The following is a 17662-nucleotide window of genomic DNA, read 5'->3' as shown; positions in this document are numbered from 1 at the left end:
CTGAGAAAGACACGAAGCCAGTCATACGGCGGGTCAGACCACACCCAGGACAACCACCAGAACACATCCTTCCGGACGCACACCCATCCTCACTGCCATACGGGAGGGAGTCACCACTCCAGCCGCAGGTGTGTTGCGCGGGCACGCGCTCATAACAACACTTCTAAAGGATCGTCGTTTTAGGCGTCGGCCGCATGGTGGCCGATTCTGTACTCACATACCGGTGGCTGGAGTGGGGTCTCCCTCCCGTATGGCCTGGGCGCAGCCAATCATATCTGTCGGGTGGGGTCCAAAACCACGAAACCCCAGCGAGGTCCGCCTACGGATACCAGCAAAAGGCGGGAGCCATACGGACCGAGAACCCAAGCTGGACCTCACCTGGCAGATATGATTCCCTTGGGCAGGTCATACGGGAGGGAGGCCCCGCGACCAAGACAACTAAAACAACTAGGAATACCCAACAAAAGGACTCCCTCTTGGCGGCCTGCCCTCGCGGCGAGCGAACAATCTTTTCCAGCCCGAAACCAACAACCGTTGCGGAGCCTCTCAGATCAAGGAGGGCTTCCGTGGAGAGCAGTAAGGTCGCTGGGCAGCAGCGTCATGGAGCGGACCAGTTCCTTCAGCACGTTGTGGGTGACGGCGTTGCCCGACGCTAGCTCGTCTGGCATCAGATCCGGGACTCCGGCCGAGTGCAGGCGTTCCCGGACCAGGGCGACGTAGTGTTCGACCGCCTTGGGGGTCCAGGCTGCTTCTGGTTGGAGTTCGGTGAGGTGGCGTGCGGCTTCGTCCCAGGTGAGTGGCTCGGGGCTGGTGGCGACGGAGAGGTAGCGTTGGCCGAGGACGACGAGTACCAGGCGCTCGTCCGTTGTGAGGTGGTAGGGCTCGGGGAGCACTGTCTCGTCGTTGTGGCGGGCTTGGTCCAGTGCTGTCACGTACACCTCCACCAGGTGTTCGCGTTGGCGGGAGCCGGGGATGTGGATCGGGGTGTAGCCGTCGGCCAGGGGGAACGCCGCCTCGTTCGGGAACAGCCACCTTGACTTGGGTAGGCGGATGGGTTGGCGGCCGACGTTGCGCAGCCACCAGCGGGATTGGCGGTGGGCTAGTTCGCCGTGTACTCGGCTGACTTGGCGGTCGTCCTCGCCGACACAGATGTGGACTTCGGGGCGGTTACGTCCGAAGTAGACGATTCGGCCCTCGCCCGGTTGGACCGAGTAGCCGCCGCCCGAGGCGAGTGCGTGCACCGCGCCGGGCGCGGCGCTCGGCACCCCCAGGGCCAGGCTGTCGTGGCCGCGTGGCAGCCATAAACCGTCCTTGTACGCCAGCTCTGCTCGCACCGCGGACCTCCTCAGCCGATCCACGGGAGTGTGCCCGCGATGCTTCGGGAGGGGTCCCGAACCGTCCTGAGGTCGAACAACGCCCGGATCCGGGCACGCAGCGGGCGGCCGGCGAGACCACGGCGGATGCTGCCGACCGCCGCCCACGCGTCGGCGACTGTGTCTGTGTCGGCGTCGGCGCCCGACCACAGCGCGATGTCCATCTGTCGGGCGAGCCGGGCCAAACCGTCCACAACGGACTGATCGGTGACGGTCCTGGCGGCGTCCCGCACGGTCATCCCGGCGGTCACGGCGGCGCCGTGCGCGCGCAGCAGATCTCTGGCCTCCCGCCATGCGGCCACCACGCCACGCTCACCTGTGTGGCGTCGGCGGCGGACCGTGCGAACCAGTTTCCACAGCGGGATTCCCGTACCCACCAAGAGAACCAGCGCGAGCAGGCCGAGCAGCACGGTCCCGGTCGGGAAGGGCCCATCGGGGCCCGAAGGCGAGTCCGGGGTCGCCACCGGGTCGGGCACCTTGGGGGTCGGCGGCAGATCGGTCACCACTTTCGCGGCGGCCTGCGCCAACCCGGCCGCCGCCGGGCTCGCGCCGCTCGCCGCACCGGCCGGGTCGAGCGGCACCCAGCCGACCCCGGCCACCGCCACCTCCGGCCACGCCAGCACGTCCCCGTTGTGCACCACCACCCGACTGCCGGCCGTGGCCCGAGGTGCCCGGTAACCGACCGCGATCCGCGCCGGGATACCGACGATCCGGGCCAACGCCACATACGCCGCGGCGAACTGCTCGCTCGTGCCACGTTTCGTGGTCAGCAGGAAGTCCCGCAGCTGCGGCCAGCCGCTCCCGGTAGGCAGGTCAGCGCCGACGGCCGTCCCGTAGTTCTGGCTCAAATACCGTTCCAGCAAAGCCGCGGTGAGGAACGACGGCCGCTGCCCACCGGTCGCCGTACGCGCCAAGTCGGCGATGCCCGGCGGAATCACCCCGAGGTCCCCCAGCGGCACAGTCGGGTCGATGGCGGCGTTGCGCAGCTCGTCCGGTGAGACCCGAGGTTCCTGCCAGCTCAGGCCGTAGTCGACCGCCCCGGCGCGATCCGGCAACGCCAACATCCCCGACGCCGGGTCGACGAGCGGCGCGGTACCCGTGACCGACGCGGGCATCGCCTGGCTGGGCACCCAGACCGAGTCCGCGGCCGGGACGCTGATCCGCGCCGAATGTTCGGTGGTCGGCACCGTCACCGAAGCCGACGTGGGAATCCGCGAGCCGATCCGCCGGAACTGGTCGGTCGGCGTCCACGTCACCCCGTTGAACCCGGTGAGCACGACGATCCGCCACCGGTCCACCGGGTCGGCGCTGGTGTAGCTGAAGACCGGTGTGTCCGGGGTCCGCATCCGCGCGGCCACCTCGGTCAGCGGACTGACCTGCCTGGCCAGCTGAACGGGCGTGGAATGCGTCTCCTGCAACGAATACGCCGGCCGGCTGCCCTGGTCGACCGCGGTCACCCCGACGGCCGCCGCCACACCCAGCACCACTGTCGGCACGATCAGCACGGCCGCGCCTCGCCGCGACGCCATGAACACCCCGGCGATGATCATCGCGTACGCCAACCCCACCACGGTCGCCACCGTGCCGGACACCGCGGCGAACGCCTGGCTCAACACCAGGGCACAGCCGCTCGGCACCACCGCGAGCGTCGGCCACCGCAACAGCTCAACGCCCAGCACGGCGGCGAGCAACACGATCATCGGCACGAAGAACAGCAACTCGGCGTCCGGTCGAGCGGGCCACGTCGACTGCAGCGTCAACTGCCACGACCGCGTCAACCCCTCCCCCACCGCGCGCAAAGTGGCCCCCGTTGGCACCCCGCCGAACGTGACCTCCGCGACCGCCAACAAGCCCACGACGAACCCGAGCACCGGCCGCCACGGCCGCAGCCCCGGAAGCCACACACATACTTCGGATACGACGTAACAAGCCAACACCACCACCAGAACCGGCAGCACCAACGGCCGCAGCCCGAACACCGGCGCGAACAACAACCCGGGCACCGCCGCCGCGAGCAGCACGCACGCTACGAGAATCCGTTGCCTCATCACACCATCACCGACTGCCAGCGACGAGTCCCGTCGACCGCGCTCGCGGCCCGCAACACCTTCACCCCCGGGATCTCAGGCGCACGCGCACCCAGCACGATCACGACCGTGTCCGTGAACCGCGGCCCGCCCAGAGCGGCCCGATCCTCGGCGGACATCGTGGACGTCACCACCACCAACGTACCGCCGCCCGACAATCCTTGCGGCATAAGAGAAAGACTCGGCTCACGGCTGCGCTCGACCACGCACAGTTCCTCCAACAGCCGCCGGGTCGACGGGACACCCGGGTCGGTGGACACGTCCACACCTGTCGCCGTCAGCAACCGGCACCGATGGTCCGCCTTCGCAGCCGCGACCACGAGCGACGCCACCAGTTCCACGGCCTCCTCGAACCACGCCGCCGGCATCTCCCTGCGGTCGTCGAGCACCACGGTGAACCACGGCTGGCTCGGGTCGGCGTAGTCCCGGATCATCAGCTGCCCGGTCTTGGCCGTCGCCTTCCAGTGCAGATGCCGAACCTCGTCCCCGACAAGGTATTCACGCACCTCACGCAACTCCAGCGAGCCACGCAACGAGCGAGCGTCGACCGCGCCCTCGTGGTGATGCCGCTGCCACCCGGCGGGAACGACACTCACCGGGTGCGTCCGCGGGTACACCCACAACGTCGCCGTCTCACCCAAGGTCAACTCGCTGCGGCACAGACCGAGCGCGTCGGTCCGGCTGAGCGTCAACGGACCGACCCGGTGCCGGCCGCGACGGTCGGTCGGCAGCTGGTACGTGCGGTGACCGGGCTGGGCGTTCGGCGCCAGCGCACGCACCTCCACGGTCGCGGAACCGTTGCCCACCTTGTCTTCCGCGGTGAACGCGGCCTGCCGGCGCTTGCCCGGGTTGTGGATCCACAGCGTCACGACCGCCGGACGGCCACGTTCGATCCGGTCGGGAACCATCTCCCGGCGCACCAGCACCCGCGGCCGCCTGCCCGCCACGGCCAGCGCGGCGACAAGCGCGCCGACAGCCGCCGCGGACACCGCCAGCAGTACGGGATAACCCGCGACCTGCCCGACGACGAACAGAACGACAGCCGCCATGAGCGTGCCCACGCCACGCCGCGTCAATCGCACAGTCAGACCCCCGCGCGCATCATCGGCGCAGGCACCGAGTCGAGCACGAAGTCCACGATGTTCCGCGGCTGCCGCTGGTTCAGCTCAGCCTCCGACGTGAGCACCAACCGGTGCTCCAGCACCGCGTGCGCCACCGCCTTGATGTCGTCGACGTTCACGAACCCGCGGCCGTCAGTCACCGCGAACGCCTGCGCGGCACGGACAAGCGCGATGCTGCCGCGCGGGCTGGCGCCGTACCGCACGTCGGGATTCTGACGCGTCGTAGCCGCGATACGAGCCGCGTACTCGACGATGGCCGGGTCGATCCGGGTCGCCCGCACATCCGCCACAGCCGCGTGCAAAGTAGGGATGTCGACCACCGGCGGCAGTTCGTCCGGTGTGACCCCCGCGCACTCACTCATGATCACGACGACCTCGGAGGCGAGGTCCGGGTAGCCGATCCGGAGCCGCATCAGGAACCGGTCGAGCTGGGCCTCCGGCAGCCGGTACGTGCCCGCCAGCTCGATCGGGTTCTGGGTGGCGACCACCAGGAACGGCCGGGGCACGTCGTGCCGGACCGAGTCGACGGTGACGGTCCGCTCGGACATCACCTCCAGCAACGCCGACTGGGTCTTCGGCGTACCCCGGTTGATCTCGTCGGCGAGCACGATGTTGGCGAACACACCGCCCGGGTGGAACGCGAACTTCTCGTCCCGCTGGTGGTACACCTGCACTCCGGTGATATCCCCGGGCAGCAGGTCCGGCGTGAACTGGATCCGGCTCCAGCTGCCGCTGATGCTGCGCGCCAGGCACCGCGCCAACGTGGTCTTGCCCAGGCCGGGCACGTCCTCGATGAGCAGGTGTCCCTCGGCCAGCAACGCGGCCACGGCGAGACGCACGATCTCCGGCTTGCCACGCACCACGCGCTGCACGTTCTCGATGATCCGCTGGCTCACCTCGCCGGCGGGCACTGCTCGATTCATGGGCTTTTCCAGGTGATCTTGTTGGATTGGACCCCGTCCACGGTGATCCAGACGGTCTGGCCGGGCACGTCGTAGTCGAGTTCGCTGTAACTCCAGGAGCCATCGGCCCTGACGTCGACGGTCTCGGTCTGCACGTTGGTGTTGCTGGAGGAGCTGAGCCTGATGTCGTGGGGGCCTGGGGTGAAACCGACACCGTTCGCATCCACCCTTGCGCAGTTCGGGGCGCGGCAGTTGCCGGATGTGGTCGCCTGTCCCTCACTGATGGTGATGCGCTTCGCAGGGGGCGCGGGGATATTGACCGAGGCGCTGCCGGGCGTGCCGATGAGAGTCTGTCCGTCGCCCGACTTCGTGATCGCCCGAACGGTGAACGTGTACGTCCGGCCCGCCGCCAGTCCATTGTAGGTAGTGCTGTTCCCGGTCAGGTTCTGGTCGGCCTGGCCGGTCGCGCTCACCTGGTAGTGCTGCAGCGTTCCGCCTTTCATGTCCGGCGCAGTCCACGTCACCCTGACGGCACCGTTGCCTTGGTTGACCGCGTTCACGGTCGGCGCGGTCGCCACGGCGAACGGTGTCGCGGCGGCGGACGCGCCGGGACCCGCGCCCATCTTGTTCGTCGCGGTCACGGTGAACACGTATCGCGTTCCGTTCGTCAGGCCGTTGACGTTCACGCGTCGAGCACCGCCGCTGACCGTCATCGAGCCGCCCTGCCACGACACCTGGTATGACGTCACCGCCGCCCGGTTGTCCGCTGCCGCACCCCACGTCACCACGGCCGACCCGTCGCCTGCCGTCGCCGCCACCCCGGTCGGCGCGCCCGGCGCGGTGGCCGGGATCGGCGGCGGAGGTGGAGGCGGGCGGCTGGTGTCGCCGCCGCGTGGCCGGTCGCTCTCGCCGCCCTGCCGCGACGCCTCGCCGCCTTGACGGCCGGGCTCGCCGGTCTTGGTGTCCACCACGGGTGCCGGTGGCGCGGACGGGCCGGTGGGCTTGCCGGCCACCGGGACGTCCTTCATGCCGCCGTCCTTGGCCACCACCACGACCTGGGTGCCGTCGGCGTCCTCGACGTACACCCGGTTGTCCTCGCCCCTGGTCAGGCGCGGCTTGCCGGCCTTGTCGCGGATCGGTTTGGTGTCCTTGGGCGCGCCGTCCGGGCCGTAGGTCAACACGTTGCCGGTCTGGCGGTCGACGAGCACCACCGCGGACCCGGTCGACACCGGTCCGTCGTAGTCGCCGCCGGACAGTCCGATCGTCACCGGCGGCGCCGGCGGGCTGGCGGTGTCCGCCAACGACAGGGTGTGCCGCTCCAGATCCAGGATCGCCACCCGGCCGGCCACGTCCTGCGCCGCCGCGCGCGAGTTCGGCGACAGCGGCACGCCCAGCGGCGTTCCCTGGCCGAGGTGGTCGCCGTCGACTGTGCTGACCGTACGGCTGAAGAAGTCGACGAACGCCAACCGGTCGCCGACGACGGTCAACGCGCCCGCGTGGTTCTCCGGCGCCTGCACCGGGCATCCCGACGGGCGGTCGGCGTCTTTCGGCAGCGTGCAGATCGAGCCGACTCCGGTGCGGTGCAACCACATTGTGCCGTCCGAGGTCAGCACGGGGTCGCCGACCGCGCCGCCGATCGGCACGACCCGGGACGGGTTGCCCAGGCGGACGACCAGACCCGCGTTGCGGTAGACCAGGTACGGACCGCCGACACCTTCGACGCCGACCGGCACCTCGTCGACCGGTGGCGTGATCCCCTGGCGCGCCGCGAGGTCGTCCTTGCCGAACTCGGTGATCTTGTGCAGGCCCACCACGTACCCGCTGAGGTCGCCCTGCACCACCTGGCTGCCGGGTTCGCCGTCGACCGCGGCCTGCGCGTCGATGTTCCCGGTCGGCCCGTCGATATGGAAAACACCCCGCAGCACGGAGTTGTAGACCCAGTGGCCGCTCAACGCGAACGGCGACGCCGACAACGGGTTGGTGGCCGCGACGAACGTGACGATCAGCGTCGCGGAACACACCAGCGCGAACAACGCGAATGGCCCCTTCTTGCGCCATCCGCGGTTCTTGGTCGGCCGTGCCAGGAATGGTGTTGACGAGTTCCCGTCATTCACGGCAATCAGGTTAGCGGGTGACTTGGGGACCCCTCCCCCGGACCGGCGTCAGCGGGGATGGAAGCTGTCGCGGATCTTGTCCAACGTCGGCTGCGCGTCGCCCCAGCGGCTCTTCAGTGTCTGTTCGTCGTCCGCGGACATCGAGAACTTCAGCAGGTAGAGATGGGAGGGCGGGAGCATGGCACGGTACCGGACGTGGAACCACGTGTTGGTGGCCGCGGACTTGTACGTGTACTCCAACTCGGCCTCGCCGCCGGAATACTGCGATGTCCCCGTGTTGGTCAGGTTCAGCCGCTGATAGCTGTGGTTGTCGCGGTGGTTGTTGTTTTCTGTCCCGTCTTTGACCACCAGATAGGAATAGGGCGCGGTCGTCGACGGATCGCTGAGCACGTCGACGGTCAGGCCGCCGATCTTCGGATTGTCCTGTACGCCCTGCCATTGCGCGTCGCTGATCGTTCCGGCGTCGGTCACCGACCGCGTCCAGCCCGCCGGGACGTCGATCACGAACCCGGGCTGGGAGGTGTCCGTCACCAGTGTCACCTCGCGTTCGGGCGTCGGCCACAGACTGATCGCCACAAAGACGAGCGCGGCCACGACGACGACCGCGCCGAGGACCACCCACATCGGACGGAGGGACCGTCTGGGTCGCGGGGGGACGAACGGCTCCTCGGTCACGTCACCGGGCAGGACGACCGGCTGGGTCACGTCCGGGTCGGGCGGCGCGGCGAACGCGCCCGCGTCGTGCCTGGTTCTCGCGTCGGTCCCGCGCGGGTCCGTGACCGGCACCGGCCGGGCGAGTTGGGTCCTGACCGGCTTCGCCGGGACGGTTTCCTGGGACACCGGGGCCGACGGCGCGGTGCCGGCGACCTCGGCCAGCATGCTGACGGCCGCCTCGGCGGTGAGCCGCTCGGCGGGGTCCTTGCGCAGGAGACCTTCGATGACCGGCCACAGCCGGTCGGTCGAGTAGTTCTTGACCAGGTCGTCCTCCATGATCGCCCGCGCGGTGGACGCCATGTCGATGTACCGGAACGGCGTCCGGCCGACCACGACCTCGTACAGGACGATCCCGACGCTCCACAGGTCGGACGCGGACGTGGCCAGTCCCTTGAACCGTTCCGGGGCCATGTACTCCCACGAGCCGACCGCCTCGCCCATCGGGGTGATGGCCGTGCCGCCTTCGATGAACGCGATGCCGAAGTCGGTCAGGATCGGCAGGTCGCCGTCGAGCATGATGTTGCTGGGCTTGACATCCCGGTGCACGACGCCTTGCTGGTGGGCGACGTCCAGGGCGCGGACGACCTGCATCCCGATCTCCGCGGCCCGCCGTTCGGTGAGCTGGCCGTCGGCCCGCAGGCAGTCCGCCAGTGAGCGGCCGTCGATCAGCTCCATCACGATCCACGGCCGGTCGTCGTCGGTGATCACGTCGTGCACCTTGACGATGCCGGGGTGGCGGAGCTTGGCGGCGGCGCGGGCCTCCCGGAGTGTGCGCTGGGCGGCTCCGGCGCGCCGGAGGACTTCCTTGACCGCCACATGCCTGTGCAGGAACTTGTCCCAGGCCTGCCAGACCTCGCCCATCCCACCGTGGCCGAGCGACCGCACCAGCAGGTACCGCTTGCCGACGAGCCTCCCCTCGCTGTCAGTCACCAGAGCAATGTACCGACTCCGCTGTGTGGTCGTTCGGCCCTCTGACAACACTGCGCGTCCGTTCGGGTGACTCGCGGAATCGACGGGTGATCACTACCGTCCAGTAGCATGGAATACAGCGAGTACCGGCGGTTCGACGCGGTCGGTCTGGCCGAACTGGTGGCCAAGCGGGAGGTGTCCGCGGCCGACTTGCTCGAAGTCGCGATCGCCCGTGCCGAACAGGTCAACGGGAAGCTGAACGCGATCGTCCGCCCGATGTACGAGATCGCCCGCAAGCGCGTGACCGAGGAGCTGACCGGCCCGTTCGCCGGGGTGCCGTTCCTGATCAAGGACCTGGCGCAGGACTACGCGGGCGTGCCGACCGGCAGCGGCTCCCGCGCGATGCGCAACCACGTCGCGGCTGAGCACAGCGTGGTCGTCAGCCGTTGGCTGGAAGCGGGCCTGGTGATCTTCGGCAAGACGAGCACGCCCGAGTTGGGCACCAAACCCGTCACCGAGCCTGAGGCGGCGGCCGGGCGGCCCACGCGTAACCCGTGGAACCTGGACCACACTCCCGGTGGCTCGTCGGGCGGCACGGCCGCGGCGGTCGCCGCCGGGATCCTGCCGGTGGCCGGGGCGAGTGACGGCGGTGGCTCGATCCGGATCCCGGCGGCCTGCTGCGGGCTCGTCGGCCTCAAGGCTGGCCGTGGTGTGGTGCCCTGTGGCCCGAGGACCGCGGAACAGCTGTACGGCGCGGCGACCGACGGCGTGATCTCGCGAACTGTCCGCGACTCGGCGGCGATGCTGGACGTCCTCACGGCCCGGCCCGACCTCGGCGGCCCGTACCTGTCCGCGCACCCGGACACCCCGTACGCCGAACTGGCCCGGCGCGCCCCGGGAAAGCTGCGCATCGGTTACACCACAACGTCTCCGATCGGCACGCCGGTCCATCCCGAGGCGGTCGCCGCGGTCGACGAAGCGGTCGCGCTGCTCGGCAAACTCGGCCACGACGTGTCGCCGGCCGAGCCCGACATCGACGGATCCCAGCTGGCACAGGACTTTCTCAAGATGTGGGCGGGAGAGGCCGCGGCCACCATCGCCGAGATCCGCCGGATGACCGGCGCGGCGATCACGGACTTCGAGCTGGACAATCGTCTCCTGGCCGCGTCCGCCCGGGGAATACGCGCGCCCGAGTACGCCGCCCGGCACCGCCAGTGGAACACGTATTCCCGGGCGTTGGCGAAGTTCCATGAGACGTACGACGTGCTTGTGACCCCGACGCTCGCCCGGCCGCCGGTCCGGATCGGCGAACTGGACACTCCTTTCCTCGTGCGCGCTGTGGGCGAGGTCCTGCTGCGTCTCGGCGTGGTCGCGCCCTTCGCCAAGACCAAGCTGTGGATGGACACGATCTTCACCAACCTCGCACCCGTCCCGTTCACCCAGCTCGCCAACATCACCGGCCGCCCGGCCATGTCCCTGCCGCTGCACCGGACCAAGGACGGCCTGCCGCTCGGCGTGCAGTTCGTCGGCGGTCTGGGCAGCGAGCCCACGCTGCTCGCCCTGGCCGCCCAACTGGAGGCCGAGCAGGCGTGGCCGCAGGACGAGCCCCGCCTGGAATAGGCGGCCCCCAGCGAGATGTTGGCCTGGGCATGACAACGGTCACCGCAGAGCGTCAGGAGTTCGCGATCGCCATACTGGGCGGTCCCACCACGGTCATCGACATCGGCGGCCGGCGGCTGGTGGTGGATCCCACCTTCGACCCGCCGGGCGAGCAGGGCTACCTGACCAAACTGACCGGACCGGCGGTGAGCGACGCCGAACTCGGTCCGGTGGACGCGGTCCTGGTCAGCCACGAGGACCACCCGGACAACCTGGACACCAGTGGACGGGCGTTCGCGCTGGCCGCGCCGATCCTGGTGGCCGGCCCCACGCACGCCGGCCGCCTCGGCCCGGCCGCCATTCCCCTGGCGCCGTGGCAGACCACCCAGGTCGGTGCCGTGACCGTGCAGGCCGTGCCCGCCGAGCACGGCCCGGCCGACGGCGACCGCGACGCGGACGGGAACATCAACACCGAGGTCATCGGTTTTGTGTTGAGCGGCAACGGAATCCCCACGGTGTACGTGAGCGGCGACAACGCCTCGATCCGGGTCGTCACCGAGATCGCCGAACGGGTCGGCCAGGTGGATGTGGCCGTGCTGTTCGCCGGCGCGGCCAGCGTCCCCATCAAGGAACGCGGCCGCCCGCTCACCCTGACCAGCCACCGCGCCGCAGCGGCCGCGGCGGTGCTGAACGCGCCCGTCGTGATCCCGTCGCACTACACCGGCTGGGCCCATTTCAGCGAACCCGCGACGAACATCCCCGCCGCGTTCGACGAAGCCGGCCTGGCCGGCGTGCTCAAGATGGCGCCGCTCGGCGAATGGACCACGCCTTAGGACCGTTGCAGCGCGGCCCGGACGACGCCGGCCGCGGACCACGCCTGTGGCCGGCACGCGGCGGGATACGCCAACGGAACGTCGTCCACCACCGCGAACAGCTCGGGAGTGTGGCCGCCGAAGTGGTCGCTGACGCGCAACAGCCCGTCGGCGAGACGCATCGCCAAGCCGTGGTGGCCTTCGGCGGCCAGGCCGACCATGGCGATCGCGGTGTCGTGCGGCCAGAGACTCCCCCGGTGGTAGCTGAACGGGTTGAACACCGGGCTGGTCGCGGTGAGTGTCCGCAGCCCGAACTCGGTCAGCAGGTCCGGCCGGCCGAGCCGGTCCGCGACCAGCCGCGCCTCGGTCTGGTCCAGCAGCCCGGTTCCCAGCAGGTGGCCCATGTTCGAGGTGGCGCCGTGGACGGGCCGGTGGTCGCCGTCCAGCGCGATCGCCGGATACCGCCCGGTGTCGTCCTCGATCCAGAACGCGGCACGGAACCGGGACCGCAGCCGACCCGCCCATTCTGTCCATAACGGACCGTCTGCGATGTCGAACGCGGCCGCCAGCGCGGCACCCGCTGTGGCGGCGGCGTGGCCGTAGCCCTGTGCCTCGCAGAGCGCGATCGAGCCCACCGGGTGGCTGCCGTCGCGGTGCAGGAACGCGTCGTGCGAGTCCTTCCAGCCCTGATGGGTGAGTCCGCCGGTGGCCGACGCCCGGTACGTCAGCAGGTCCTGCCCGGTGATCCAGTTCATCGCCGCCACCAGATTCGGGGTCAGCGCCCGAACCTGGTCCTCGGGCATCCCGGCCTGCCAGGCCTCGTGCAGCAGGCACACCCACAGCGGGGTGGCGTCGACGGTCCCGTAGTACAGCGAACTCAGCCGCACCTCGCCGGTGTCGATGTCGCTGGTCCGCACCTCGTGCGGGATCTTCCCGGGCTGTTCCTCGGACTCCGGATCGTGTCGGGTACCTTGCAGGCGGGCGAGCGCACGTAAGGTACCGGCGGCCACGTCGGTGCCCAACGGCAACAGCAACCGGGCGGCCCACAGCGCGTCCCGCCCGAAAAGCGTGAGATACCAAGGACTTCCGGCCGCGAGATAGCAGTCGTCGCCGTCCGCGAGCAGCAGGGCACGCAGATCGGCGAGTTCGGACGCCATCCCCGGTACGTCTGTCCACTGTGGTGGATCGAGGACCGGCTTCGGGTCGAAGGCGCCCGGCTCGAACTCGGCCGTGCCGTCCAGGCGAACCCGCCACGTCTCCCCCGCGTCCAACGTCACCTGCCAGGTCACCCGGGTGACGAGACCCGAACGCACCTGACCGGCGGGAGAAGCGCGCACGGTCACCGATCCCCTGTCGTCGCGCCAGGTCAGGTCGTTGACGGGCATCACCAGCGGCACCGTACGACCTGCCTTCACCGCGTCGATCCCGGCGAAGTCGGTGGCCACGTCGAGCGTGACCGTCACCGAACGACGCTCGCCGTGGTTCGTGATGTCCAACTGCTCCACCACGGTCGACGGAAACACTTGGCGGGTAAGGCACACACGTACCGCCGAGTCCCGCCACACCTCCCCCGGCTCGCGCACGACGGCATGGAACGCCGACGCCGACGACCCATCGGTCACCTGCCCGACGGCGACCAGCGACAGTCCCTCGATCCCCCAGGTGAGCTCGGTGAGCGCGCGACGGTCCCGGTGGAACCAGCCGTGCGGCCCTCCCCGGCCGATCCGGCCGTCCTGGTCGGACTGCACGAACGACGGCGCGGCCAGGACCGTGGTGAGGCAATGCAGCGATGAGGTCACAACTTCCTCCCACCCTTGACATGACCTTGTGGCGTCAGTCACAGTGACTCCCTCATTTGACCGGTCAAATCGGAAGTGGGAGTACTCGTGACAGTGCGGGAGCAGGCGGTGACGCTTCGCCAGGTGGCTTCGCTCGCCGGCGTCTCCCGCCAGACCGTGTCCAACGTACTCAACGCGCCCGAGCGCGTCGACCCGGACACGCTGAGCAAGGTCCGGGCCGCGATCGAGACGCTCGGGTACCAGCCCAGCCGGACCGCGCGCAGCCTCGCCACCCGCAAAGCCGGCCTGGTCGGCTACTGCCTGGCCCGCCAGCCGGGCCACAGCCTGTTCATGGACCCGTTCCTGCACGCGATGACCGAGGCGATCGAGGCGTCCGGCCGGCACCTGCTGGTCTTCACCGCCGCGCCCGGAGTGGACGGCCTGCGGACGTACGCCGACCTGGTCGCCCAGCGCGCAGTTGACGCGTTCATCTTGTCCGACACGGTCGACGACGACCCCCGGCACCCGTGGCTGACCGATCGGCGCGTCCCGTTCGCGTCGTTCGGCCGAACCTGGCCGGAGCAGGGCGACGAGCCGGGCCCGTGGGTCGATGTGGACGGTGCCGGCGCGTGCGCCGAACTGGTGTCCAAGCTGGCCGCGGCCGGCCATGAACGCATCGCGTTCGTGGGCTGGCCAGACCCCGTGGGCGCGGGCCGCGACCGGGAACGCGGCTGGCGCGGCGAGTGTCAGCGGCTCGGTCTGTCCAATGAGGACTGCGTGGCCCTACCCGCACCCGCCGGCAGCATGGCGGGCGCGGCGCTCGCGGCCGGCGAACTCCTGGACGGCCGACGGCCGCCGACGGCGATCCTGGCGGCCAGCGACCTGCTGGCGGTCGGTGTGCTCAGCGAGGTCCACCGCCGGGGTGTGGACACATGGGTCACCGGGTTCGACGACTCGGTGCTGGCGTCCACAGTGGAGGGTGGACTGACCACGGTTCGCCAGCCGACCGACCAGATCGCCACGACCCTGGTCGGCCTGATCGACGAGGCGCGCGCGGACAGGGGTGTCCTGCTGGCCGGTGAGATCGTGGTCCGGGGCAGCGCGCGACTCGGTGGGTGAAGTTTTCGTCAATGGTGATGGGAGACAAGTGATGGCAGGGCGAACAACGACAACGCTGCGATTCGCGGCGTTGGCGTGCGCGGCGTTGTTACTCAGTGCGTGCGGCGGGACCACGACCCCGAGCGGGCCCTCAAGCGCCGCGGCGTCGGCGTTGGAAGGACGCGGTGACATTACGTTCGTCACCGGCAAGGACACGTCCGGCAACATGGAGAAGCTGATCGCGGAGTGGAACTCCGCGCACCCGAACGAGAAGGTCCGGATCGTCGAGCTGCCCGAGTCGGCGGACGCGCAGCGCCAGCAGATGGTCCAGAACGCGCAGGTGAAGTCGAACGCGTACACCGTGCTGAACCTGGACGTGGTGTGGACGGCCGAGTTCGCCGCCAACCGCTGGGTGGTCGAACTGCCCCGCGACCAGTTCGACCTGGACAACTTCCTCAAGCCAGCGGTGGCGACCGCCGAGTACCGCGACAAGCTGTACGCCGTGCCGGTGTACTCCGACGGCGGCCTGCTGTACTACCGCAAGGACCTGCTGGACAAGGCCAGTGTCACGCCGCCGAAGACGTGGACCGAGCTGGTGGCCGCGTGCCAGAAGGTCAAGGCCCTGCCGGAGGCGGCCAACGTCGGCTGCTACGCCGGGCAGTTCGAGAAGTACGAGGGCCTGACCGTGAACTTCGACGAGGCCGTGCACTCAGCGGGCGGCGCGATCGTCGACGACACCGGCAAGCCCACTGTGGACACTCCGCAGGCCAAGGCCGGCCTGGACGTCCTGGTGCAGGGCCTGCAGACCGGGGCGATCCCGCAGAAGGCGATCACGTACAAGGAAGAGGAGGGCCGCCGCGCGTTCCAGGCCGGTGAGCTGCTGTTCCACCGGCAGTGGCCGTACCAGTGGGCGCTGGCGAGCAAGACCGACGGGTCGTCCCAGGTGGCCGGCAAGTTCGACGTGGCACCGCTGCCCGGCATGTCCGGCCCTGGCGTGTCCACCCTCGGCGGCCACAACTTCGCCATCTCCGCGTTCGCCGACCACAAGGCGACCGCGTTGGACTTCATCAAGTTCTTCACCACCGAGCAGGCCGAGCGGTCCAACCTGCTGGCCACCTCGCAGGCCCCGACCCGTACCAAGCTGTACGACGACCCGGACCTGACCAAGCAGTTCCCATACCTGCCGACGTTGAAGGCGTCGATCCTGAACGCCAAGCCGCGGCCGAAGGCCGTCAAGTACGGGGATGTCACCACCGCGATCCAGGACTCCGCGTACGCCGCGCTGACCGGCGCCAAGGACAGCGCGACCGCGTTGAAGGAGCTGCAAGCCAAACTGCAGGAACTGCTCAAGTGACAACGGCATTAGGCCGCAGCAGGGCGGCGCGTGACGCCGGACGACTGGCCGCCCTGCTGCTGTCCCCCACCTTCGTCGTGCTCGGCCTGGTGGTCGGCTATCCGCTGGTCGCGGCCCTGCGGGAGTCGCTCTACCAGGCCGGTCAGACCGTTGACGCGGACGGGTTCGTGGTGCCGGGCGACCAGTTCGTCGGCGTGAACAACTACACCGGCGTCTTCAACGGGCCGGCCGCCGCCGACTTCTGGAACGCGTTCGGCAACACCACGTTCTTCACGGTGGCGACCGTGTCGGTCGAGGTGGTCATCGGCGTGGCCATGGCGCTGGTGATGCATCAGGCGCTGCGCTGGCGCGGCCTGGTGCGGGCGAGCATCCTGGTGCCGTGGGCGATCCCGACCGCGGTGTCGGCGATCCTGTGGCGGTGGATCTTCCAGGCCGACGGCGTGGCCAACGCGATCATCGGCAACCAGGTGCTGTGGACCACCGAGGGCTGGCACGCGAAGTTCGCGGTGATGATCGCGGACACCTGGAAGACCGCGCCGTTCATCGGCCTGCTCGTGCTGGCCGGGCTGCAGGTGATCCCGAAGGACGTCTACGAGGCCGCGCGGGTGGACGGCGCCAGCCCGGCCCGCCAGTTCTGGTCGATCACGTTGCCGCTGGTCCGGCCGGTGCTCGTGGTGGCCGTGCTGTTCCGGGTGCTGGACTCGTTGCGCATGTTCGACCTGCCGTTCGTGCTGATCGGCAGCGACAAGAAGTCGGTGGAGACGCTGACGATGCTCGCGTTCAAGGAGGCCAGCAACCTCAGGTTCGGGCCGGCCGCGGCGTACGCGACGATCCTGTTCGTCTATGTGGCCGTCGTGGCGCTGGTGTTCGTGAAGGTCCTCGGCGCGGATGTGATCGGCGAGGCCCGCGACCGCACGAAACAACAACGGGCCCGTCGAACACGGAGACCCGTTGTCGCACGTGAGGTGGTGCCGGCATGAACCCTCGTGTCGTCCTGCGTTACGTCGGCCTGGCGGTCATCCTGGTGTACTGCCTGGCGCCGTTCTACTGGATGCTGGTGTCCGCGCTGCGCCGGCCGACCGACCAGTTCTCACTGACGCCGTTCCCGAACCCGTTGTCGGCCACCAACTTCATCGCGATCTTCGGTGCGGACGTCGGGTTCGGGCGGGCGTTGCTGAACAGCCTCGTGGTGGCCGGGATCGCGACCACGCTCACCCTGATCATCGGCCTCTCCGCGGCGTACGCCATGGCGCGCCTGAAGTTCCGGTTCAAGAACGGGGTCGCCGCGATCATCATCGCGACCTCCATGTTCCCCGGGATCTCGTTGGTCGTGCCGTTGCTGAAGCTGTTCACGGACATCAACTGGATCAACACCTACCAGGCGATGATCGTGCCCAGCATGTCGTTCGCGCTGCCGCTGGCGGTGTGGAACCTCAACGCGTTCTTCCGGCAGATGCCGGGCGAACTCGAGGAGGCCGCGATGATCGACGGGTGCACCCGGCTGCAGGCGTTCCGCAAGATCATCCTGCCGCTGGCCGCGCCCGGTGTGTTCACCACCGCGATCATCACGTTCATCACCGCGTGGAACGAGTTCATCATCGCGTTGTCGATGGTGAACGACGAGTCGATGCAGACCGCGACGGTGTCCATCTCCCGGTTCACCGGCGCGTACGGTTTCGACCAGCCGTTCGGCACGCAGATGGCGGCCGGTGTGATCGTCACCGTCCCACTGGTGGTCCTGGTGCTGGTGTTCCAGCGCCGCATCATCGCGGGTCTCACGGCGGGAGGTGTCAAGTAACCC

The 17662-nt window shown here is 69.4% G+C and carries 13 protein-coding genes; 6 read left to right on the top strand and 7 right to left on the bottom strand.

Annotated features, from left to right (window positions below; all coding sequences use genetic code 11):
• Nucleotides 1-551: 551 nt before the first annotated feature.
• The 6 genes from EV192_RS52915 to EV192_RS52890 are packed head-to-tail and all read right to left on the bottom strand — an operon-like array spanning nucleotide 552 to nucleotide 9241.
• Complete coding sequence (locus EV192_RS52915) at nucleotides 552-1334, bottom strand: FHA domain-containing protein (RefSeq protein ID WP_243727648.1); 783 nt, start codon at nucleotides 1332-1334, stop codon at nucleotides 552-554.
• A gap of 11 nt (nucleotides 1335-1345) precedes the next feature.
• Nucleotides 1346-3421 carry a transglutaminase TgpA family protein gene (locus EV192_RS52910; RefSeq protein WP_132126420.1) on the bottom strand — a complete coding sequence of 692 codons (2076 nt, stop codon included), beginning with the start codon at nucleotides 3419-3421 and terminating at the stop codon, nucleotides 1346-1348.
• A complete protein-coding gene (locus tag EV192_RS52905; protein WP_132126419.1) occupies nucleotides 3421-4542 on the bottom strand; it encodes a DUF58 domain-containing protein in 1122 nt (373 codons plus the stop codon). Before EV192_RS52905 ends, EV192_RS52910 begins: the two co-directional genes overlap by 1 nt.
• 2 nt (nucleotides 4543-4544) lie before the next feature.
• Nucleotides 4545-5504, bottom strand: a complete 960-nt coding sequence (locus EV192_RS52900; RefSeq protein WP_132126418.1) for an AAA family ATPase — start codon at nucleotides 5502-5504, stop codon at nucleotides 4545-4547.
• Nucleotides 5501-7597, bottom strand: a complete 2097-nt coding sequence (locus EV192_RS52895; protein WP_132126417.1) for a fibronectin type III domain-containing protein — start codon at nucleotides 7595-7597, stop codon at nucleotides 5501-5503. Before EV192_RS52895 ends, EV192_RS52900 begins: the two co-directional genes overlap by 4 nt.
• A 48-nt stretch (nucleotides 7598-7645) precedes the next feature.
• The gene (locus EV192_RS52890; RefSeq protein ID WP_132126416.1) at nucleotides 7646-9241 is read right to left on the bottom strand and encodes a serine/threonine-protein kinase; all 1596 of its coding nucleotides are present in this window, start codon (nucleotides 9239-9241) and stop codon (nucleotides 7646-7648) included.
• Between the two features lie 108 nt (nucleotides 9242-9349).
• Between EV192_RS52890 and EV192_RS52885 the strand changes: the two genes are divergently transcribed.
• Together EV192_RS52885 and EV192_RS52880 are read left to right on the top strand one after the other, a co-directional pair.
• Nucleotides 9350-10840, top strand: a complete 1491-nt coding sequence (locus EV192_RS52885; RefSeq protein ID WP_132126415.1) for an amidase — start codon at nucleotides 9350-9352, stop codon at nucleotides 10838-10840.
• Between the two features lie 29 nt (nucleotides 10841-10869).
• A complete protein-coding gene (locus EV192_RS52880) occupies nucleotides 10870-11652 on the top strand; it encodes an MBL fold metallo-hydrolase (RefSeq protein WP_132126414.1) in 783 nt (260 codons plus the stop codon).
• On the opposite strand, the gene EV192_RS52875 is transcribed toward EV192_RS52880, so the two are convergent.
• Nucleotides 11649-13430, bottom strand: coding sequence for a glycogen debranching N-terminal domain-containing protein (locus EV192_RS52875; RefSeq protein WP_165961067.1), 1782 nt, complete (start codon nucleotides 13428-13430; stop codon nucleotides 11649-11651). The two genes, EV192_RS52880 and EV192_RS52875, sit on opposite strands and share 4 nt — an antisense overlap.
• 87 nt (nucleotides 13431-13517) lie before the next feature.
• On the opposite strand from EV192_RS52875, the gene EV192_RS52870 reads away from it, so the two are divergent.
• From EV192_RS52870 to EV192_RS52855, 4 genes are read left to right on the top strand one after another with little or no spacing between them, the layout of a single operon-like run.
• Complete coding sequence (locus EV192_RS52870; RefSeq protein WP_243727647.1) at nucleotides 13518-14528, top strand: LacI family DNA-binding transcriptional regulator; 1011 nt, start codon at nucleotides 13518-13520, stop codon at nucleotides 14526-14528.
• Between the two features lie 31 nt (nucleotides 14529-14559).
• The gene (locus EV192_RS52865; RefSeq protein WP_132126412.1) at nucleotides 14560-15861 is read left to right on the top strand and encodes an ABC transporter substrate-binding protein; all 1302 of its coding nucleotides are present in this window, start codon (nucleotides 14560-14562) and stop codon (nucleotides 15859-15861) included.
• Nucleotides 15858-16841, top strand: a complete 984-nt coding sequence (locus EV192_RS52860; protein ID WP_207926985.1) for a carbohydrate ABC transporter permease — start codon at nucleotides 15858-15860, stop codon at nucleotides 16839-16841. Before EV192_RS52865 ends, EV192_RS52860 begins: the two co-directional genes overlap by 4 nt.
• Complete coding sequence (locus tag EV192_RS52855) at nucleotides 16838-17659, top strand: carbohydrate ABC transporter permease (RefSeq protein ID WP_132126411.1); 822 nt, start codon at nucleotides 16838-16840, stop codon at nucleotides 17657-17659. Before EV192_RS52860 ends, EV192_RS52855 begins: the two co-directional genes overlap by 4 nt.
• Nucleotides 17660-17662: the final 3 nt, after the last annotated feature.

The sequence above is a fragment of the Actinocrispum wychmicini genome (assembly GCF_004345645.1).
Taxonomy (GTDB): domain Bacteria; phylum Actinomycetota; class Actinomycetes; order Mycobacteriales; family Pseudonocardiaceae; genus Kibdelosporangium; species Kibdelosporangium wychmicini.
This window is presented reverse-complemented; position numbering and strand designations above follow the sequence as displayed.

Bases quoted from the DNA above. Each gene is read 5' to 3' on its own strand.
- EV192_RS52880 (WP_132126414.1), top strand. From the start codon at position 10,870: ATGACAACGGTCACCGCAGAGCGTCAGGAGTTCGCGATCGCCATACTG.
- EV192_RS52885 (WP_132126415.1), top strand. From the start codon at position 9,350: ATGGAATACAGCGAGTACCGGCGGTTCGACGCGGTCGGTCTGGCCGAA.
- EV192_RS52865 (WP_132126412.1), top strand. From the start codon at position 14,560: ATGGCAGGGCGAACAACGACAACGCTGCGATTCGCGGCGTTGGCGTGC.
- EV192_RS52910 (WP_132126420.1), bottom strand. From the start codon at position 3,421: ATGAGGCAACGGATTCTCGTAGCGTGCGTGCTGCTCGCGGCGGCGGTG.
- EV192_RS52855 (WP_132126411.1), top strand. From the start codon at position 16,838: ATGAACCCTCGTGTCGTCCTGCGTTACGTCGGCCTGGCGGTCATCCTG.
- EV192_RS52900 (WP_132126418.1), bottom strand. From the start codon at position 5,504: ATGAATCGAGCAGTGCCCGCCGGCGAGGTGAGCCAGCGGATCATCGAG.